Source organism: Streptomyces sp. NPDC007863, assembly GCF_040633895.1.
In the GTDB taxonomy this organism is placed as follows: domain Bacteria; phylum Actinomycetota; class Actinomycetes; order Streptomycetales; family Streptomycetaceae; genus Streptomyces.
Map to the genome: position 1 here is coordinate 14,569 of NZ_JBEYEI010000020.1, position 17,425 is coordinate 31,993.

General features: G+C 70.6%; 16 protein-coding genes, 1 tRNA gene and 2 pseudogenes. 9 read left to right on the forward strand and 10 right to left on the reverse strand.

From position 1 onward, the window contains the following. The first annotated feature begins 988 nt into the window (after positions 1-988). Both ABZ621_RS28165 and ABZ621_RS28170 read left to right on the forward strand, forming a co-directional pair. On the forward strand, positions 989-1,456 hold the full coding sequence (locus ABZ621_RS28165; RefSeq protein WP_360609231.1) for a hypothetical protein: 468 nt from the start codon (positions 989-991) through the stop codon (positions 1,454-1,456). Between the two features lie 241 nt (positions 1,457-1,697). Next, the gene (locus tag ABZ621_RS28170; protein WP_360609232.1) at positions 1,698-3,314 is read left to right on the forward strand and encodes an N-acetylmuramoyl-L-alanine amidase; all 1,617 of its coding nucleotides are present in this window, start codon (positions 1,698-1,700) and stop codon (positions 3,312-3,314) included. 76 nt (positions 3,315-3,390) lie between these two features. On the opposite strand, the gene ABZ621_RS28175 is transcribed toward ABZ621_RS28170, so the two are convergent. Next, entirely contained in the window at positions 3,391-3,966 is a 576-nt protein-coding gene (locus tag ABZ621_RS28175; protein WP_360609233.1) for a L,D-transpeptidase family protein, read from the reverse strand. Between ABZ621_RS28175 and ABZ621_RS28180 the strand changes: the two genes are divergently transcribed. Then, positions 3,947-4,390 carry a hypothetical protein gene (locus ABZ621_RS28180; RefSeq protein WP_360609234.1) on the forward strand — a complete coding sequence of 148 codons (444 nt, stop codon included), beginning with the start codon at positions 3,947-3,949 and terminating at the stop codon, positions 4,388-4,390. The genes ABZ621_RS28175 and ABZ621_RS28180 overlap by 20 nt on opposite strands. 813 nt (positions 4,391-5,203) lie before the next feature. On the opposite strand, the gene ABZ621_RS28185 is transcribed toward ABZ621_RS28180, so the two are convergent. The 5 genes and pseudogenes from ABZ621_RS28185 to ABZ621_RS28205 all read right to left on the reverse strand — a co-directional run. After that, complete coding sequence (locus ABZ621_RS28185; RefSeq protein ID WP_360609235.1) at positions 5,204-5,755, reverse strand: Uma2 family endonuclease; 552 nt, start codon at positions 5,753-5,755, stop codon at positions 5,204-5,206. Between the two features lie 360 nt (positions 5,756-6,115). Continuing rightward, positions 6,116-6,850, reverse strand: a complete 735-nt coding sequence (locus ABZ621_RS28190; RefSeq protein WP_360609236.1) for a hypothetical protein — start codon at positions 6,848-6,850, stop codon at positions 6,116-6,118. Then, positions 6,847-7,401: an RNA polymerase sigma factor gene (locus ABZ621_RS28195; RefSeq protein ID WP_360609237.1), complete on the reverse strand. Its 555-nt coding sequence runs from the start codon at positions 7,399-7,401 to the stop codon at positions 6,847-6,849. Before ABZ621_RS28195 ends, ABZ621_RS28190 begins: the two co-directional genes overlap by 4 nt. Positions 7,402-7,478: 77 nt before the next feature. Beyond that, entirely contained in the window at positions 7,479-7,931 is a 453-nt protein-coding gene (locus tag ABZ621_RS28200) for a hypothetical protein (RefSeq protein ID WP_360609238.1), read from the reverse strand. Between the two features lie 525 nt (positions 7,932-8,456). Then, a pseudogene (locus ABZ621_RS28205) lies at positions 8,457-8,853 on the reverse strand (transposase); the annotation flags it as partial. An 814-nt stretch (positions 8,854-9,667) separates the two neighbouring features. Here ABZ621_RS28205 and ABZ621_RS28210 point away from each other — a divergent pair. Together ABZ621_RS28210 and ABZ621_RS28215 are read left to right on the forward strand one after the other, a co-directional pair. Continuing rightward, positions 9,668-10,600 (forward strand): annotated as a pseudogene (locus ABZ621_RS28210) (amidohydrolase family protein); the annotation flags it as partial. 12 nt (positions 10,601-10,612) lie between these two features. After that, a complete protein-coding gene (locus tag ABZ621_RS28215; RefSeq protein WP_360609239.1) occupies positions 10,613-11,629 on the forward strand; it encodes a TIGR03842 family LLM class F420-dependent oxidoreductase in 1,017 nt (338 codons plus the stop codon). Positions 11,630-11,660: 31 nt separating this feature from the next. On the opposite strand, the gene ABZ621_RS28220 is transcribed toward ABZ621_RS28215, so the two are convergent. Beyond that, a complete protein-coding gene (locus tag ABZ621_RS28220) occupies positions 11,661-12,566 on the reverse strand; it encodes a poly-gamma-glutamate hydrolase family protein (RefSeq protein ID WP_360609240.1) in 906 nt (301 codons plus the stop codon). A gap of 60 nt (positions 12,567-12,626) precedes the next feature. Between ABZ621_RS28220 and ABZ621_RS28225 the strand changes: the two genes are divergently transcribed. The 3 genes from ABZ621_RS28225 (at position 12,627) to ABZ621_RS28235 (ending at position 13,430) form a co-directional block, all read left to right on the forward strand. After that, positions 12,627-12,779 carry a hypothetical protein gene (locus tag ABZ621_RS28225; RefSeq protein WP_360609241.1) on the forward strand — a complete coding sequence of 51 codons (153 nt, stop codon included), beginning with the start codon at positions 12,627-12,629 and terminating at the stop codon, positions 12,777-12,779. Positions 12,780-12,823: 44 nt separating this feature from the next. Then, positions 12,824-13,237, forward strand: coding sequence for a VOC family protein (locus ABZ621_RS28230; RefSeq protein WP_360609242.1), 414 nt, complete (start codon positions 12,824-12,826; stop codon positions 13,235-13,237). Between the two features lie 108 nt (positions 13,238-13,345). After that, positions 13,346-13,430: transfer RNA gene (locus ABZ621_RS28235), tRNA-Leu, on the forward strand. Between the two features lie 99 nt (positions 13,431-13,529). Here the strand turns inward: ABZ621_RS28235 and ABZ621_RS28240 are convergent. The 3 genes from ABZ621_RS28240 to ABZ621_RS28250 all read right to left on the reverse strand — a co-directional run bounded on the left by ABZ621_RS28240 (position 13,530) and on the right by ABZ621_RS28250 (position 16,352). Continuing rightward, complete coding sequence (locus ABZ621_RS28240) at positions 13,530-14,327, reverse strand: serine protease (protein WP_360609243.1); 798 nt, start codon at positions 14,325-14,327, stop codon at positions 13,530-13,532. Positions 14,328-14,398: 71 nt separating this feature from the next. Next, entirely contained in the window at positions 14,399-15,286 is an 888-nt protein-coding gene (locus tag ABZ621_RS28245) for a hypothetical protein (RefSeq protein WP_360609244.1), read from the reverse strand. Between the two features lie 10 nt (positions 15,287-15,296). Next, positions 15,297-16,352 carry a biotin/lipoate A/B protein ligase family protein gene (locus ABZ621_RS28250; protein WP_360609245.1) on the reverse strand — a complete coding sequence of 352 codons (1,056 nt, stop codon included), beginning with the start codon at positions 16,350-16,352 and terminating at the stop codon, positions 15,297-15,299. 112 nt (positions 16,353-16,464) lie between these two features. On the opposite strand from ABZ621_RS28250, the gene ABZ621_RS28255 reads away from it, so the two are divergent. After that, positions 16,465-17,313 (forward strand): inositol monophosphatase family protein, encoded by an 849-nt coding sequence (locus tag ABZ621_RS28255; protein WP_360609246.1) that lies wholly within the window; start codon positions 16,465-16,467, stop codon positions 17,311-17,313. Positions 17,314-17,425: the final 112 nt, after the last annotated feature.

Here is a 17,425-nt window from a genome sequence, read left to right on the forward strand (position 1 = left end):
ACCGGTCCTGCCGGGCGTTCGGTGAGGACGATGTCCTCCTTCACCTGGCCATTGCCGACCCGGTACGACAGGTCCGCGCCAGCGATGGCGTCCTTGTAGACAACCCGGTCGCCCTTCGCCTCCGGCTTGAGCGCGCCGGCGCCTGCGCCGGTCAGGCCGAACGTCACCGCCCCGCCGCTCTCCGCCTCGAAGCGCATGAACTTGCCGGCATCGGAGCCGAACCAGCTCTTGCCGGTGTTCGCGGTGTTGGCGAATTCGAAGCCCTTGTCCTGGGTGGCGCGCACGGTGGTCTCGACCGGCTTCCAGGATTTCCCGGACCTGTACGACGTCGGCACCGCCGTCAGCTCGGCCTCGATCCGGCCGTCGGAGAGCTGCCAGTAGCGCGCTTGCGACGTGCGCTTGGCCGTCAGCTCCTTGACCCGCTTCGCCTTCGGGAGCTTCTCCCCCCTCGGCAGCTTCTCCCGGCTGGGTATCTCCAGCGCTCCGCCGACCGGGGGCTTCGTCGCCTCCTCGCCGTCCTCCGAGAACCAGCCGGCGATCGTGTCGAAGACACCGGGGCCGTCGTCCGTGGACGAGGACGGTTGAGCCGCATAGGCAGCCTGAGGCAGCAGCGTGCCCGCCACCGCCGATACGACCAGACAGGAGATGAATCTCCTGTGTGGAACTTTCACCACAATGCCTTTCGGTATCGGCGTACCCGCTTCGCTGCACGCGAAATGGGCACGCCGAACGAGCCGGAGCGAAGGTTTCCGCCCGGCTTGGAGCAATGCGAGCCGACCGCGAGAAGTAGAAGAGTGCGAACTCGCGGAGCCGCGGAGGATTTCTAACCAGCATCGTGAAAGCAAGTCAACCCTGGCGACATTAGGGACAATCGCACGCCCTGAAGGGGTGTTGTTTGCCCGTTTTCTCCGCTCGCTCGCATGTAGTCTGCGGCATGATGTATAACCGCCCGGTTCATCTGTCAGTTCGTCGAAAGTCGGGCTCTTTCATGTCGTCCAGTGAAGTCACGGAAAACTCCGCACAGCAGGGAACCGAACCCGCGGGCTCGCCGGACCGGCGAGGGCTACTGGTCGCCGGAGTCGTGCTGCTCGCCTGCCTCGGGCTCGTCGGCTACGGCGTGCTCGACACCGATGAGCGCCCGAAGCCGCAAGCCGCGCCCACGGCCGAGGTGACGTATGAGGTCACGGGCACGGGAACCGCCGAGATCTCCTACCTCGCCCGCAGTGAGGACGGCACGGCCACGGTCGAGAAGGACGTCACGCTCCCCTGGAAGAAGTCCGTCCGGGCACCCCTGGGCAAGGCCCCGACCGTCGCCGTCGTCCTCGACGGAAAGGGAGGACAGGCCGCCTGCGCACTGGCGATCCGCGGCAAGCACGTCCAGCGCGCCACCGCCATGGGAGAGTTCGGGCGGGCCACGTGCTCCGGCGACCTGCTCTCCGACGACGAGAAAGGGTGACACGTCCCTTTTCGGAGAACCCGATGTCCGGTTCGCCCGCTCAGGTGCGCCGGAGTAGGCGTGTCTTGTGCAACCGCTGCGCCGTGCGGCGGGAATACGGGGTTCGAGCTCTCGCGAGTGGAAATCAGTTGAAAGTCAAGAATTTCCGAAACCGTGCTACCCCCTCGTTTCCCGTCCCATGAGATGAACGGCTGACGGCAACCGGCCGAAAATCGATCAAATGCCTGAAAGGGATGGGACCATGAGTCCGAGAGGAGCCCGCGCCAGGCGGGCGAGCGGCAAGAAGCGCGTGACGTGGCTCGCGGCAGGAGTCGTCGTCCTGGGAGGCACGGCGGTGACCGCCGTCGCCGCCTCGGCAGGTGGCGAGGACGCCGGGCCTGGTGACGGAACACAGCAGGCGAAGGCGCATGTGCTGGCACTGGACGGCAAGGACCCGAAGAGGCGCGCGCTCCCGCGTACCGGGACACAGACGTTCTCGCTCATCGGCCTCTCGTGGGAGAACAGCGGCGACACCTTCGAGGGCACCGCTCAGATTCGTACCCGCGAGGCCGCCACCGGCGAGTGGAGCGAATGGCGCGACCTCGACTTCGACGTACGGGCGCCGGAGTCCACCGAGGGCGAAGAGCCGAATGTGCGGGGCGCATCGGAGCCGCTGTGGGTCGGCCCGTCGGACGGGGTCGAGGCGCAGGTCGTCGCGGACGGTAAGGAAACCGTGGTGCCCGATGCGCTTCGCCTCGACATGATCGACCCCGGCGAGACCCTCAAGGGCAAGGGCAACGCCGACATCAAGGGGAGCGGAAAGGGGGCCACCAAGCCCACCGCCTCCCCGGACGCCACGCAGACCACCTCGGCCGGCCCCGTACCGGAGCCTTCCGCCAGCGAGCCGACCGGCGCCCCGACGACGGCCGCACCCAGCAGCACTCTTGGCGACACACCTGGAGGGTCTGACGGCGGCGAGGTCTCACAGCCGCCGGCCGGGGAGTCGACAGCTTCGACCGATACGCCCGGGGGCCCGACTCCGTCCACCACCCCGACCGAGTCCGCCCCGGGCCCGGCCCTGACGGAAGAACCGACGGACGAACCCACCGGGGCTCCGAACGACGCGCCCACGACCGAGGCCGCCACCAGCGAAGCCCCCACAGGCCCGACCCTCAGCACGGTGCCCACTCAGGAGCCCACCGGGCCCGCCCCCACCACCGAGCCGACCCAAACCCCCGAACCCAGCACCACCACTCCAACGGCTCCAACGACTCCCGCCATCGTCAGCCGTGCCGGCTGGGGCGCGGACGAGTCGCTCGTCCAGAACCCGCCCTCGTACCTGAACAAGGTCGACGCCGTTTTCGTCCACCACACCGCCGGGACGAACGACTACGCCTGCGCCGACTCCCCGGCCATCATCCGCGCGATCCTCACCTACCACGTGCGGACGAACGGCTGGAACGACGTCGGCTACAACTTCTTCGTCGACAAGTGCGGCACGGTCTTCGAGGGCCGTGCGGGCGGCATGGACCGGCCCGTCCTCGGCGCGCACACCTATGGCTTCAACAGCTACTCCTCGGGCATCTCCCTGCTCGGCAACTACGAGAGCGGCGGCACGCCGACGGCCGCGGCCCAGCAGGCCATCGCCGACCTCGCAGCCTGGAAGCTCGGCCTGCACGGCGTCGACCCGCAGGCGAAGGTGACACTCACCGCCGCCGCCGACACGGGCGTGTGGACGAAGGGCCAGGCCGCCACGCTGAACACCATCTCCGGACACCGCGACGGCTACGCCACCCTCTGCCCCGGCGCCACCCTCTACTCCGCGCTCCCCGGAATCCGTACGGCCGCAGGCAGTTCCCCGTACGCCACCGGAAACTGACGAGCACGGCCACCACGAACACACCAGCGGCCGGGACCCTCCGCAGGGTCCCGGCCGCCTGCCATCACGCGACGACTCAGCCGATGGCTATCCGCGGGTTCGCTGAAGGCTTGACCCAGCCCATGAACCGGTCCATCGTCGCCCGCGGCACCGACACACAGCCGGCTGTCGCACCGCTGCCGTTGACGTGCAGGAAGATCCCGGCACCGCGGCCGGGGACGGCGGGCCACCGGTTGAAGTTGATGACCAGTGCCTTGGCGTATTGCGTCGGATAGTTGACCAGATGCTCGCTGCCGCGCTCTCCGGACTCGATGAGCGGGAAGTCCGCGCCCTCAGCTGTGTGCATCTGGTTGTAGAACTTCGACTCCGGGTCCTGCACCCACCAGTGACGGTCATCGACCTTCGTGTACGGCATGGCGGTTCCACCGGACTCGACCCCGAAGCCCTCGGTGATCGTGTACGTGCCTGACGGCGTGGTGGACGTATTCTGCCGGCGGGTCGCGCCGTCCACGACGCCGTTGGAGCCCACGCGTCCGGCGCTCGTGGAGAACTGCGCCTTCCAGCCGGTCGATCCCTTCTGCCACGCGGTGACGGTGGCGTACGAGCCGCCGGCCTTGACCGTGATGACCTGCGTGGCGTTGCCGACGTTCACCGGCACGGGGAAGGCCGGCGCCGCCGCGGGCTCGGACGTCTGCTGTACGGACCCGCCGGCCGCACCGCTCGTGGGCTTCACCGCCGGGGCCACACTTCCGGACGGCTTCGCGGGGGCGGAGGCGGAGGCTGAGACGGACGGGGACTTGGGCGCGGGGGCTGAGGTGGAGGGTGACGTCGAGGGTGACGCGGAAAGCGAGGTGGAGGGGGAAGCAGAGACTGAGGCGGAAGCCGTGGCAGAGGCAGACGGGCTCGCCGATGCAGAGCTGCTCTGGGCCTCGTGGTCACCCAGGTCGGCACCGGGCGCGACGGAGGCTGCGGAGCCGACGGGTTCCTTCTGGCCGCCGCAGGCCGATACGAGAGTCATCGTCCCGATGACGGCCAGAACGGACGCGTACCTACAGGAAGAGCGCAGCACGAAGTGATTCCTCGGTTCGTCGGAATAGCGCGGCACGCACCACCGCGCATCAAGGCGGCCGGTTATACAGGTTCCGCAGCCGCAGGTACCAGGCGGCGGACATTGCGGACACGGCCACCGGCGCCCTGCCGACCTGATGACCCCTGCGGCCGACTGGTCCGCCTTTGCCCCCAAGGTGTGAACCGTGAGCTGAGTGATCTACCAGAAGACGGTCTACGTCCGGCACCGAAGGCGGCGACAGGACCACGCGTGAGGTGACAGCAAGCGTGCAGAACTCGACACGATGTGCGGCGCGTCACACACAGGAGCCGTGGGATCGCCGTGGGATCATCGGCGTGGCTTCACATCCACGCTCCACCCGAAACTGCAGGTCAAGAAGGTCCGGCCCCTGCGAGACAAGCCGAGGGCGACTGCTTCGTCGCGCCGATGAGAGGCGAACGCTGCGCGCGGAAGCACCCCTCCGGGGGTGCTTCCGCAGGTCGGAACGTTTTCTACGGTGGGGCGGGTGGGACTCGAACCCATTTCGGTGACGCGTCTCACCTGCGGAAACGCCGGAGGACCGGACATGTCCATCCCATTCCATCAGGCTGCGCCCCCTCTCGATCCCGCTCGATCGAGGACCGTGCAGCGTTCGTTGCACCGCTATCGCTGCTCCGCCGCTGCGGCGGAACTCAGGACGACTCTGCTCGCCTGCGGTCCCCGCCGTCACTGCGTGGGCCGTCCCAGCGCTCACCAGATGGACTCGGCGCGATCCATCACGCTACGTAATGCATCTGCCGCTTGTACGTCGGCTCGCTCCCCGCCACCGGCAGCCGGCTCGTCAGTGCGCGCCGGCCTCGGGTTCGGGCCGGGGCAGCTCGTCCAGGTCGAGGGTGAAGGTCCGACCGTCGGCCAGGTCGATGGGAAGCTTGCCGGTGCCGTACCGGTGCGTGTACGCCGCGATGTAGCCCGTTCCGGTGGGCTGGGTGTGGACGACGGCTTCCGCCGCGTACGGGTCCACCACCAGGTAGACCGGGATGCCGTAGCGGCCGTACTTGGCGGTGCAGTCGTCGTAGTGCTTGCGCGCGGAGGAGACCGACACCACCTCCGAGATCAGCAGGACGTCCTCGAAGCTGTAGCACTTGCCCTGGTTCTCCGCGTCCTCGCGCAGGATCGCGAGACCAGGGGCGGAGTTCTCGTCGGCCGGGAAGTCGATGTACACGTCGGAGGTCGCCTTCGCATGACGACCCAGAGCAAGCGTGTCGATCTGCATCGAGCGGATCGTGCTGGAATGCTCCAGGCTCTGCGGGGTCATGATCACCTTCCCGTCGGCACCGAAGAAGACCGTGTATCCCTCGGGGAACTCGGTGTGCATGATCGCCTCGACGCTCATCGGCGACTCCGTCCCGTCGCCTCCCAGAATACGGTCGACACGCGCGTCAGCGACGAGTCCCGGCGCCCTGCGGGTACCAGCGGAGATCGACAGTGCCATCCGAGCCCTTGACGTCGACAGGCTGTGTGGAGCCGCGCGTCCCAGCACGGGACGGGGTACTCGATGACGTCGAATGCGCTGGAGCCGATGGCCTCCTGCCGCCGAACGGGTCGACGACCACCCAGGAGGCTGCGCATCAGCGGTCCATGCCGGCTCGACGCTCTGCGAGGGGAGGGTGCCGAACGTACCACCTCCCCCTCGGCCAGACGCACGCTCAACTCACGAGGCGACCTTGCGCGGGCTCGTCCCTGAGACCCACGCTTAGCGGCGGTCGGCGGGGGCTTTCTTGTCCTCGGAACGGCTCCGGCCGTGGTCCTGGCCGTCAGCTCTCGCCTCAGGGGGAGTCTTGTCGTGGGCCTTGGAGCCGTCTGTGAGCTTCTCGCAGTACACCGGCACGGCCTCTTTCCCGCCTGCTGCCTCGACCAGGCGCCGCAGAGCGGTCGCGTCCACGGCCTCGCCAGCGTGCCCGGTCCTCTGCTCGTACGCGCGGCACAACGCCTCGTGACTCTTCGCGGCACCAGGCGGAATTCGCTCCGGTTCCGTCTGCCCAGGCACGGAGGTCTCCCGTACAGGTGGCGTGGACGGAGCCGACTGCGAGGGCGACGCGGACGCGATGCCTTCCTCGGGCGAGATCGGGGCATGCGCACTGGCACCCGGCTCGGGACGGCCTTCCTGCGGATCAGGAAGAGGATTCGGCAGTTTCCCCGTGGCTACCGCAACGCCACCCAGCGTCATGCCCGAGATCAGCGCGATCAGCGCCGCTTTCGGCCAGGGTCCGATACGCCGGCCGGTGACCGGCCGCCAGTCGTCACGGCGACGTGTCCTCGGTACACCCGGCCCGGAGTGCATGCCCGCGTCGCGAGCGGCGCGGAACGCGGCGACCGCGTGTTGCGCCTCTTCCTCGCCCATAGGCCGGTTCGGGCGCAGGGTGGCTCGCAACGCCTCCGCCGCAGCGTCGCTCCCGTGCTCGTCGTCCCGTGCGTGGTCCCACTTCATCTGTCACCTCCCCGTAGCTGGTTCGCCAGTCGCTTCAGTCCGCGATGCGCAGCGGACCGTACCGCACCGGGCCGCTTGCCCAGTACCCGTGCCGCGGTCGGCCCGTCGAGTCCGACCACCACCCGCAGCAGCACAGCCTCCGCCTGCTCCCGGGGAAGGCCGGCTACGAGCTCTAACACCCGTCCTGTGGACAGCGTCTCCATGGCCTCGCCCGCCGTGTCCCGCTGCGCGGGCAGTTCCAGCACGTCCTGGCCGGCAAGGTCGTGGCGGGGACGGGAACGCACGCGCCGGAGATGGTCGAGCGCCCGGTGACGGGCGATGGTCGCGGTCCAGCCGCGAAAGCCCGCACCGTCACCGCGGAACCTCCCGAGGTCCCTTGCTATTTCGAGCCAGGCGTCGGAGGCGACGTCCTCGGCGTCCTGCCCGACCATCCCCCGCAAGTATCCCAGCAGGCCGGGGTGCACGATCCGATAAGCCTCCGCGAAGGCAGCCTCGTCGCCGGCTTGGGCTCTCTCGACAGCACGCCCCAGCACAACGTCGTGAGCCTTCATCGGTGCCAGTCGGTCTTCCTGCGTGATGTCGTCTGGGAATCCGGCAACTGATGAGCCGTCGGCCCCTTCCCGGCCTGCTACCTTACGCGTTCGCCGGCACACCCCATGAGCGGGGAGGTCCGGACTCGCCTCGGGAAGAGGAAGGCGAACTCGCGCATGGACTCTGCGGCGCCCAGCTCGAAGCGGTTCACCACCTTGCCCAACGGGTTCCACGCCCGCCCGTCCGTGCTACGCACGCCAACCGGCTGCCGAAAGAGCCTGTAGGTCCCCTCGTCGAAGTCGACCCAGCACGCGCCGTATCTGCGCACGAACACCTCGCCGGCGTAGGCGCCAAGACCCTGCAGTACTTGCCTGACGGCGGCAGGGTCGTCGGTCGTCCGTCGCAGTCCGTCCACCACCCAGTCCACGACGCGCAGGCTGGCAACCGAGTAGTCCAGCGGCAAGCGCGTCCTCGCCGTCGCGCGGGAGACGAACTCGGCGGCATACCCACTCATCTCGGAAGCTCGCAGCGTCCGACTGACGCGGTCCATCGTTTTCCCACCCCTCGTACACGAACCGGTCGGTGCCCGGTCCTCCGTGGTTCTCGGAGGACACCGGTTCTCCGTGGTCCTCGCGGAATCCAGCGGAACGGGCGCAGGGATCATCACGGCTTCGCGCTGTGATCACCACCACACCCACGTGGATCAGGTCCGCGCGTGCAGCAGCGGGACGCAGCCCCACGGCGGTACCGAGCGCATGATTTCCATGGCGAGACTGCCGCGGCTGCCGAAAGACCTCACAACGCTGTCGCAGGATTCTCGCGTCCGGCCCACTACCTGCCCCGAAAGCCGCAAGTCCGGACCAACCACGGACACCAGGTCGCTATCGCCGCGTCAGGGGCGCTGCCTGGTCGGGTACCGCCAGAGTCCCGATCCGATCCCGACCAGTGCGAGCAGGGCGCCGGAGGCCGCCATTGCCCACAGCGTCAGCGGCACGGCTTCTTCGGCCCGGACACGGCCGCGTACGTCGGATGCCGCGACGCTGCCCGACTGCTCGTCGAGGAAGGAGCGCGAGTCGACAATGAGGGGCAGCCCGTTCGCGTCCGACAGGACGTGCATCTTGGAACCCGCTTTGCCGTGGTCCACAGGGCTTGGACCGGTGAATTCGCCCCCTTTTTTCGCCGGGACGTGGGTGGAGTCGAGGACGGCGCGGGACAGGTCGAGCAGGCCGGCGTCGTCAAGGCGGCGCAGGATCTCCTCGTGCAGCCGGCCCCACACCCCGGCCCGCGACCAGATCAGGGACCGGCGATGGGCGGTGGACTTCGATATGCCGAAGCCTGGTGGCAGAGCTCGCCAGGGGGCACCCGCTGAGCAGCATGTAGATGATCGCGGCGAACAGCGTCTCATCAGCCGTGTCCTGTGCCCCGCCGCCCTGCGGCCGCACCCTGGACGGCGGGACCAGCGGCTTTGCGATCTCCCATAACCCGTCCGGAACAAACTAACTCCACGTACCCCGCCCCATACCCAGCCCAGCGATTGCCTCACCGCATAGGGCGCGGTCTTTAGACCTCTCGACACCCGGCCCGAAAGGCTTCCGTAGTCCGTATTGCCCAGGTGGGTGGTGGTTTTCACCGGGGAAACGATCACTGCAGGGGGGTGTGTCCTGCGAGCGGGCCTCGTCGGGCATGGGTCAGCGCCGGCAACGGCAACCCCCGCCGACCGTCTCTGCGCGCGCAACGGGCGTGACGAGTCGTGCGGCGGTGCATGCCCACCGGCGACGACAGGGCACATTGGAGCCGCATATGGTGCCAGGGTGTCTGCTGATGTCGGTGTTTCATGTGCGTCTGCCCTGCCTGAGGACCTGTTCCGGCTCGCGGTGCTCGTGCGTTTCTCTGGCCGACAGGTTCGCCTGGCGGCGCATGTATCGGGGTGTCCTGTTGTCCCCGTGGACGGCAGGGTTGTGGAGAGCAGCGGTACCTGGCGTGTGGAGGGGGTTCCCCGCAGTGCCGTTGCTACGAGTCTGGACAGGGCCCGGCATCAGGGGCTTCGGGTGCTGACCTCCTGCGTTCGCTGCGGCGGCTGGTCGCCCTGCTGAGGCCGTGTACTCGCTCGCAGATCCTGCCCGAAGCGCAATCGGGGCGGCTCCAGCCGAGATGAACCGCCGGTCGTCCTGCCGGCCCTGGATTCTTCGGATAGGGGAGGCGACGTCGAAGGGGCATTTCAGAGAATCCAAACTCTCATAACACTCAGCGCCATGTCTCTTGAGGGTTCCTAGAGCAATCAAGCTCTTCATGGCCTACCCGGGGGTCTTCTACTCGGACGACGGCCGGATCCTGCGGGCCATGCAGGTGGCCGGCGAGACCGGCGGGCTGATCATGATGCACGCGGAGAACGGCATCGCGATCGACGTCCTGGTCGAGCAGGCCCTGGCGCGGGGCGAGACGGACCCCCGCTTCCACGGCGAGGTGCGCAAGGCGCTCCTGGAGGCGGAGGCGACCCACCGCGCCATCCAGCTGGCCCGGGTGGCCGGCTCCCCGCTCTACGTGGTCCACGTCTCGGCCGAGGAGGCGGTGGCCGAGCTGGCGGCCGCCCGGGACAAGGGCCTGCCGGTCTTCGGCGAGACCTGCCCGCAGTACCTCTTCCTCTCCACGGACAACCTGGCGGAGCCGGACTTCGAGGGCGCCAAGTACGTGTGCTCGACACCGCTGCGGCCGAAGGAGCACCAGGCGGCGCTGTGGCGGGGGCTGCGGACCAACGACCTCCAGGTGGTGTCGACGGACCACTGCCCGTTCTGCTTCGTCGGCCAGAAGGAACTGGGCCGGGGCGACTTCTCGAAGATCCCCAACGGCCTGCCGGGCGTGGAGAACCGCATGGACCTCCTCCACCAGGCCGTCGTGGACGGGCACATCTCCCGCCGCCGCTGGATCGAGATCGCCTGCGCCACCCCGGCCCGGATGTTCGGCCTCTACCCGCAGAAGGGGACGATCGCGCCCGGCGCGGACGCGGACATCGTCATCTACGACCCGCACGCCACCCAGGTGCTGTCGGCCGAGACCCACCACATGAACGTCGACTACTCGGCGTACGAGGGGAAGACGGTCACCGGCCGGGTCGAGACCGTCCTCTCGCGCGGCGTGCCGGTCATCGAGGACCGCACCTACGTCGGCCGCCCCGGCCACGGCGTCTTCCTCCCCCGATCCACCTGTCAGTACCTGAACTAGGAGGCCACCGAAGTGGACTTCGGACTCGTGCTCCAGACCGACCCGCCCGCCTCGCAGGTCGTCGGCCTGATGCGCCGGGCGGAACGCAACGGCTTCCGCTACGGCTGGACCTTCGACTCCGCCGTGCTCTGGCAGGAACCCTTCGTCATCTACAGCCAGATCCTCGCCAACACCACCAAGCTGCACGTGGGCACGATGGTGACCAACCCGGGGACGCGGACGTGGGAGGTGACGGCGTCCACCTTCGCCACCCTCAACGACATGTACGGCAACCGCACCGTCTGCGGCATCGGCCGCGGCGACTCCGCGATGCGCGTCGCCGGCCGCAGGCCCAACACCCTCGCCCGCCTCGGCGAGGCCATCGAGGTCATCCGCGACCTGGCGGAAGGCCGCGAGGCGAGCGTGGACGGCAACGCCATCCGCATCCCGTGGATCAAGAACGGGAAACTGCCGGTGTGGATGGCGGCCTACGGCCCCAAGGCGCTCGCGCTGGCCGGGCAGAAGGCCGACGGCTTCATCCTCCAGCTCGCCGACCCGTTCCTCACCGAGTGGATGGTCAAGGCGGTCAGGAAGGCCGCCCAGGACGCCGGCCGCGACCCCGACGCCCTGACGATCTGCGTGGCCGCCCCCGCCTACGTCACGGCCGACGACTCGCCCGAGGCCCTGGCCCACGCCCGCGACCAGTGCCGCTGGTTCGGCGGCATGGTCGGCAACCACGTCGCCGACCTGGTCTCCAAGTACGGCGAGCACTCCTCGATGGTGCCTGAGGAGTTGACCGCGTACATCAAGGACCGGCAGGGGTACGACTACTCCCACCACGGCCGCGCCGACAACCCCGACACCGCCTTCGTCCCCGACGAGATCGTCGACCGCTTCTGCCTCCTCGGCCCCGCCGAGGCCCACATCGAGAAGCTGCGCCACCTCAAGGACCTCGGCGTCGACCAGTTCGCCGTCTACGCCATGCACGACAACCGCGAGGGCACCATCGACGCCTACGGCACCGGGATCATCCCGGTGATCAACGCCTGACGCCGCCGGGCCGGGCGCCCGGTGCGGACGGCTAGAGGGAGTCGAGGCCGCGCTCGTGGCGGTCCACGGCCTCGCGGACCGCGTCGACGAAGCCGTTCCAGAAGTGGGCCTCGTGCGCGGAGCCCACGCCGGCGGTCGTCCGGCGGCCGGAGGCGCTGGAGAAGTCGCCGAACATCGCCCTGCGGAGCTCGGTGGAGATCTCCAGCTGCGCGCCGGCGCCGGTACGGGTGCGGTTGACGATGTTGTCCGGGTCGTCACCGTTCAGGGGGCTGTTCACGCCCGCGACCGTGACCGTCACGTCGAGCGCCGGGTCGGCGTTGCCGGTGGTGAGCCCGTGGCCGGCGAAGGCCGCGGCGAGGTTGCGCATCAGGCGGGCGTCCCGGCCGCCGATGAGGATCTGCTTGGCCGGCGCGCCCGCGTCCGGCGCGAAGCCGTGCAGGGAGACGGCGTACAGATTGGCCGCGCAGACCGCCAGGGCGGCGGGGTCGTCGCAGTGGGTCGACGTGACGTGCAGGGAGCTGGAGGACGCGATGCCCTCGAACATCCAGTAGTCGCGCTGCGGCACGGCGGTGTCCGCCACCGGGTCCGTCCCGGCGCCGACGCGCGAGTACCCGGCGAGGGTGAGGCAGAGCTCGCTGGTGCCCGGCTCGATGCCGCCGCCGTGCGGCGCGATCACCGCCGTGCTGCGTATGGCGCCGCTGCTCGCGCTGGTGTTGTCGAGGAGGAGGCCCTGGGGGTGGGTGCGGAAGCGCCGCATCCAGTGGACGCCCTCCTGGTACTCGGTGCTGCTGTACAGGGCCGCGTTCGTCGGGAACTCGGTCTCGGCGGTCGCCGCGGCGGCGGTGCCGCCGTTCCCGGCGAGGTCGTTGAGGAGCGGCAGGGTGGCCGCCGCCGCGGCGACGGAGGTCAGGAGGGTGCGTCTGCTGGTGAGCTTCATGCGCCGCATCATCCCAGCGGCCCCCGGACGCGCCCCGACCGGGTCGTGCGGCCGCCGCCGGTGCCCTGGACGCGGGCCGGCATCCTCATCGCCGACTACGGCTGGGCCGTCGGCCTGGCCGCCGCCCTCCTCCTCTGCACGGCGCCCATGGGGCGCCGTCGTCGGAGTGACGTCCCGGCGCGGCAAGGCGGCGGCACCGGACCGGCTGCCTAGGGTCGGTCGCACGTCTGACCCCCCTCGGCTCGGAAGGAGCCCCCGTGGCCTCACGGCTCAACCCCTACCTCAGCTTCACCGGCTCGGCGAAGCAGGCCCTCGACTTCTACCAGGAGGTCTTCGGCGGCGAGCCCGTCGTCAACACGTACTCCCAGTACGGCGAGGCGCCCCCCGGCTTCGCGGACAAGATCATGCACGGCATGCTGGAGACCCCGGCGGGCTTCACGCTGATGGTCGCGGACGCCCCGCCCGGCATGGAGCACACCCCCGGCTCCACCATCAGCATCAGCGTCAGCGGCGACGACGAGACCGAACTCCGCGGCTACTGGGACAAGCTCTCCGCGCGCGGAACGGTCTCCGTCCCGCTGGAGAGGCAGATGTGGGGCGACGTCTTCGGCATGTGCACCGACGAGTTCGGCGTCGTCTGGATGGTGAACATCGCCGGACAGCCCTCCTGATCCCCCCGCCGCCGCCCTGACCACAGGAAACGTGGGTGAGGAGCACCTCGAACACCTGGTAGATTGATGTTCGTCGCCGCGAGGGAAACCAGCGGAGACCAACACCTTGTCCGGGTGGCGGAATGGCAGACGCGCTAGCTTGAGGTGCTAGTGCCCTTTATCGGGCGTGGGGGTTCAAGTCCCCCCTCGGACACGATCGACGACGAGCCGTGCGGGCCGGTGGAAACCGGACCGCACGGCTCGTTCTCGTACGCCCGGAGAGGACCGGTGGGAGAAGACCGGCGCGGCGGGCTCAGGCCGCCGGTGGGCGGACGCCCGTCGTGCGGGTGATCCACGCCAGGTGGGAGGTGATCCTGGTGTTCACCGCCGGGGTGTCCGTGGCGCAGCCGCGGCCGTAGGAGACCAGGGCCGCCAGGACCGGGCGGCCGGTTCCGGTGCGGTGGGCGAGGGGGCCGCCGGAGTCGTAGACGCAGGTGTCGCGGCCGGGGGTCCAGGTGCAGAGCTGGGCGGGGGTGAGGGAGCCGACGCCCCGGCGGGCGCACGCGGCGTGGGGGACGGTGTCGAGGGTGACCGTGCGCAGGACGGGGGAGGGGCCCTCGCCGAAGGCGGTCGCGCCCCAGCCGACGGCTTCCAGACGGGTGTGGTCGAACGATTCTGCAGGTGCGGGGAGAGCGATCGGGCGTACCCCGGCGTCCGGGCGGACCGGGGTCTCCAGGGTGATCACGGCGAGGTCGTCGTGCTGGGTGCGGCGGTCGTAGCCGGGGTGGACGGTGAAGCGGACGGGGCGGGCCACGCGCGCGTGCCGGGACTCCGTCGCCGTGCGCAGGTCGTGGTCGCCGAGGAGCACCGCGACCCGGCGGGTGTCCGCGTACGAGCCGGCCAGGCAGTGCGCGGCCGTCAGGACGTGCCGGGGGCCGATCAGCGCGCCGCCGCAGAACTGACGGCGGTGCTCCACGTCGACCAGCGCCGCCACGTAGGGGTACGCCCCCGGGGCCGCCTCCTGCCCGCCGACGACGGCCGCCGCCTCACGCGGCGCGGCCGGCACCGCCGCCAGCACCATCCCGGCGAGCGCCGCCGCCGCCGTCCTCACCCGTCCCAATGTGCCCTCCGTGGCCGTCGACCCAGCGTGTCCACGACGTCAACGAGCCGACGACGGGCAGGTCACCGCTCCGCGTCGGGCCGCCGGCCGGGGACGTACGAGGCGGCCGCCGCCTCCCAGGCCGGGACACCGCCCGGGAAGGGCCAGGCGCGGGTCGGGCCGGATCGGTCGGCTGCCGCGGCCGGCTCGCGCGCGAGCCGGCGGGCCTCGCCCGACGCCCGGACCGCCCGCAGGGGGCCGTCCTCCAGCGCCGCCATCCGCCCCTCGTACGCCGCCACCGGATGCTTCACGCACAGCTCCAGCCACGCCGCGTCGGCCGCCCGGGACAGGACCAGCACCTCGGGCCGGCCGCCCTCCGCGAGCGCCGCCGTCAGCCGGTCGTGGCCGTCCAGGACGACGGGGACGTTCAGACCGCTGATCCACCAGGCGAACACCGGCGGCAGCACGCCCTCCCGGTAGTGGCGGCGGTACGCCTTCACCCGGGGCGCCTCCGGGACGGACAGGGCCCGCAGCGGCAGCAGGTCGCGGGCGTCGCCGTCGGGGTCGCCGTACCCGAACCAGGTGAGGTGCCCCCGGTCCGTGTCGTACGGCAGCAGGTGCGACCAGTTGCGGTCGACGAACCAGCCCGAGGCGTCCGGCGCCAACCGCCACTCGCCCTCGTGCAGGGGCCCGGCCGCCGCCGCCCGCAGCTCCGCCTCCGCGTGCGCCGCCCACCGCTCCGTCCACGCCGCCCCGCCGGGCTCCGCGAACTCCGCGTACCCGCGCGCCCGTTCGGCCCGCAGCGGCGCCAGCGGCGACACGTACCGGCCCGTCCGCGCGTAGTGCAGGCCCCGGTGCGTCACCCGCTGCCGGGCGAAGAGCACCGGTACCGCACCCTGCACCAGCACGAGCCGCCGCCCGTCGGCGCACTCCATCCGCAGCCCGGGCCGCACCGGGGATCCCACACGCATGCCAGGAACCCTAGGGGACCCGCGCGGTCCACTCGGGGGAGGAGAACTTGTTCTCCGCCAGCTCCTTCGCGGCGGCCAGTTCCTCCTCCGTGACCCGGCCCTCCGTCAGGCCGTAGCGCTGCCGGAAGGAGGCGACCATCCGCTCGATGACCGCCTCGCGCGGCAGACCCGTCTGCCGGCGCAGCGGGTCGACGCGCTTCTTCGCGCTCTTGGTGCCCTTGTCGGAGAGCTTCTCGCGGCCGATCCGCAGCACCTCGGTCATCTTGTCGGCGTCGATGTCGTACGCCATCGTCACGTGGTGCAGCACCGCGCCCGCGCCCGTCACCATCCGCTTCTGCGCCGCGCCCGCGATCTTCCCGGCCTCGGTGGCGATGTCGTTGAGCGGCTGGTACCAGGCCTTCACGCCCATGTCGCCGAGCGCGCCGAGCACCCAGTCGTCGAGGTAGGCGTAGCTGTCGGCGAAGGACAGGCCCTGCACCAGGGCGTCGGGCACCGACAGGGAGTACGTGATGGTGTTGCCGGGCTCGATGAACATGGCGCCGCCGCCGCTGATCCGGCGCACCACACGGATCCCGTGCCGCTCGGCGGCCTCCGCGTCCACCTCGTTGCGCAGCGACTGGAAGCTGCCGATGACGACGGCGGGCGCGCCCCACTCCCAGACCCGCAGGGTCGGCGGACGGACGCCGGCCGCGACCTCGGCGGTGATCACCTCGTCGAGCGCCATGTGCAGGGCGGGGGACTGCGGCGGCTCGTGGATCAGCTGCCAGTCGTAGTCGGTCCAGTCGGTGGCGTGGGCGAGCGCGCGGCGGACGGCGATGCCGACGCCCTCGCTGGTGAGGCCGTACATCTGCGTGCCGGGCGGCAGCGCCGCGTCGATGCGGGCCGCGAGCCCGGAGGCGTCGGTGTCGGCGGGGGCGCCCTCCAGGGCGCGGTCGATGGAGAGGATCGCCTCGTCGGGTTCGAGGAAGAAGTCCCCCGCCACCCGCACGTGGCGCAGCACCCCGTCCTCGACGTCCAGATCGACGACGACGAGCTTCTCGCCGGGCGCCTTGTACTCACCGTGCACCGTTTCGTCCCCTTTCTGCAGGTGCTGGTGATCCTAGTCAGACGCGCGCGTCCCGTGGAGGGCGCCGGCAGGCGCCGTACCGGTTGTCGGACCGGCGTGCTTAGCTGGACGCATGATCGAGTCCTTCCTTGAGCACGTTCTCGGCGGTGGTACGACGGAGGTGGAGGAGGCGGTCCGCAAGGCGGTCGCGGCGGAGGTCATGCCGCGTTTCCGTCAGCTCGCCGACCACGAGATCATCGAGAAGAAGGGGCCGTACGACCTGGTGACGGTCGCCGACCGGGCGGCCGAGGAGCATCTGACCGCGGCGCTGACCGCGCTGCTGCCGGGCTCCGTCGTGGTCGGCGAGGAGGCCGTCCACGCGGAGCCCGGACGGTACGACGCGCTGCGCGGCGACGCGCCGGTCTGGATCGTCGACCCGGTCGACGGCACCCGGCAGTTCGTCCAGGGCGATCCGGCCTTCTGCACGCTGGTCGCCCTCGCCCACCACGGCGAGCTCCTCGCCTCCTGGACCTACGCGCCCGCGCTCGGCGAGCTGGCCGTCGCCGTCCGGGGGCGCGGCGCGGTGCTCAACGGAGAGCGGATCCGGTCCGGTTCGCCCGCCCCGGGCGCCGTCCTGGAGGTCGCCACCTCGCACCCCGACTACTCCACGCCCGAGCAGAAGCGGGCCCTCCTCGGACTCGTCACCGAGGGCGTCCGGCCCCGGCCGTGCGGCTCGGCCGGCCTGGAGTACCTGTCGATCGCCCGGGGCACGCTCGACGCCACCGCCTTCAGCTGGGAGTACGCCTGGGACCACGCGGCCGGGCTGCTGCTCGTGGCGGAGGCGGGCGGCGCGCAGACGACCGTCGCCGGCGAGCCGTTCCGGATCGCCGGGGGCAACGCGCTGCCGTTCACGGCCGCCCGGGACGCCGCCACCGCCGAGCGCGTCCGCACCCTCCTCGCCGGCGCCCCGACCGAGGACTGACCGATGGTCACCAGGCCCGCCCGGCCCCGGAACCGGCCCTTCCCGCACCCGGGTCGCCGCCCCCGCGCGGCGGCGGAAGGCGTGGTTCCCCAGGGGGCGCCGTGGCGGCGGG

Excerpts from the sequence above, each read along its gene's own strand:
- ABZ621_RS28165 (WP_360609231.1), top strand. The coding sequence starts at position 989 with ATGTCGTCCAGTGAAGTCACGGAAAACTCCGCACAGCAGGGAACCGAA.
- ABZ621_RS28170 (WP_360609232.1), top strand. The coding sequence starts at position 1,698 with ATGAGTCCGAGAGGAGCCCGCGCCAGGCGGGCGAGCGGCAAGAAGCGC.
- ABZ621_RS28185 (WP_360609235.1), bottom strand. The coding sequence starts at position 5,755 with ATGAGCGTCGAGGCGATCATGCACACCGAGTTCCCCGAGGGATACACG.
- ABZ621_RS28190 (WP_360609236.1), bottom strand. The coding sequence starts at position 6,850 with ATGAAGTGGGACCACGCACGGGACGACGAGCACGGGAGCGACGCTGCG.
- ABZ621_RS28195 (WP_360609237.1), bottom strand. The coding sequence starts at position 7,401 with ATGAAGGCTCACGACGTTGTGCTGGGGCGTGCTGTCGAGAGAGCCCAA.
- ABZ621_RS28200 (WP_360609238.1), bottom strand. The coding sequence starts at position 7,931 with ATGGACCGCGTCAGTCGGACGCTGCGAGCTTCCGAGATGAGTGGGTAT.
- ABZ621_RS28220 (WP_360609240.1), bottom strand. The coding sequence starts at position 12,566 with ATGAAGCTCACCAGCAGACGCACCCTCCTGACCTCCGTCGCCGCGGCG.
- ABZ621_RS28245 (WP_360609244.1), bottom strand. The coding sequence starts at position 15,286 with ATGCGTGTGGGATCCCCGGTGCGGCCCGGGCTGCGGATGGAGTGCGCC.
- ABZ621_RS28255 (WP_360609246.1), top strand. The coding sequence starts at position 16,465 with ATGATCGAGTCCTTCCTTGAGCACGTTCTCGGCGGTGGTACGACGGAG.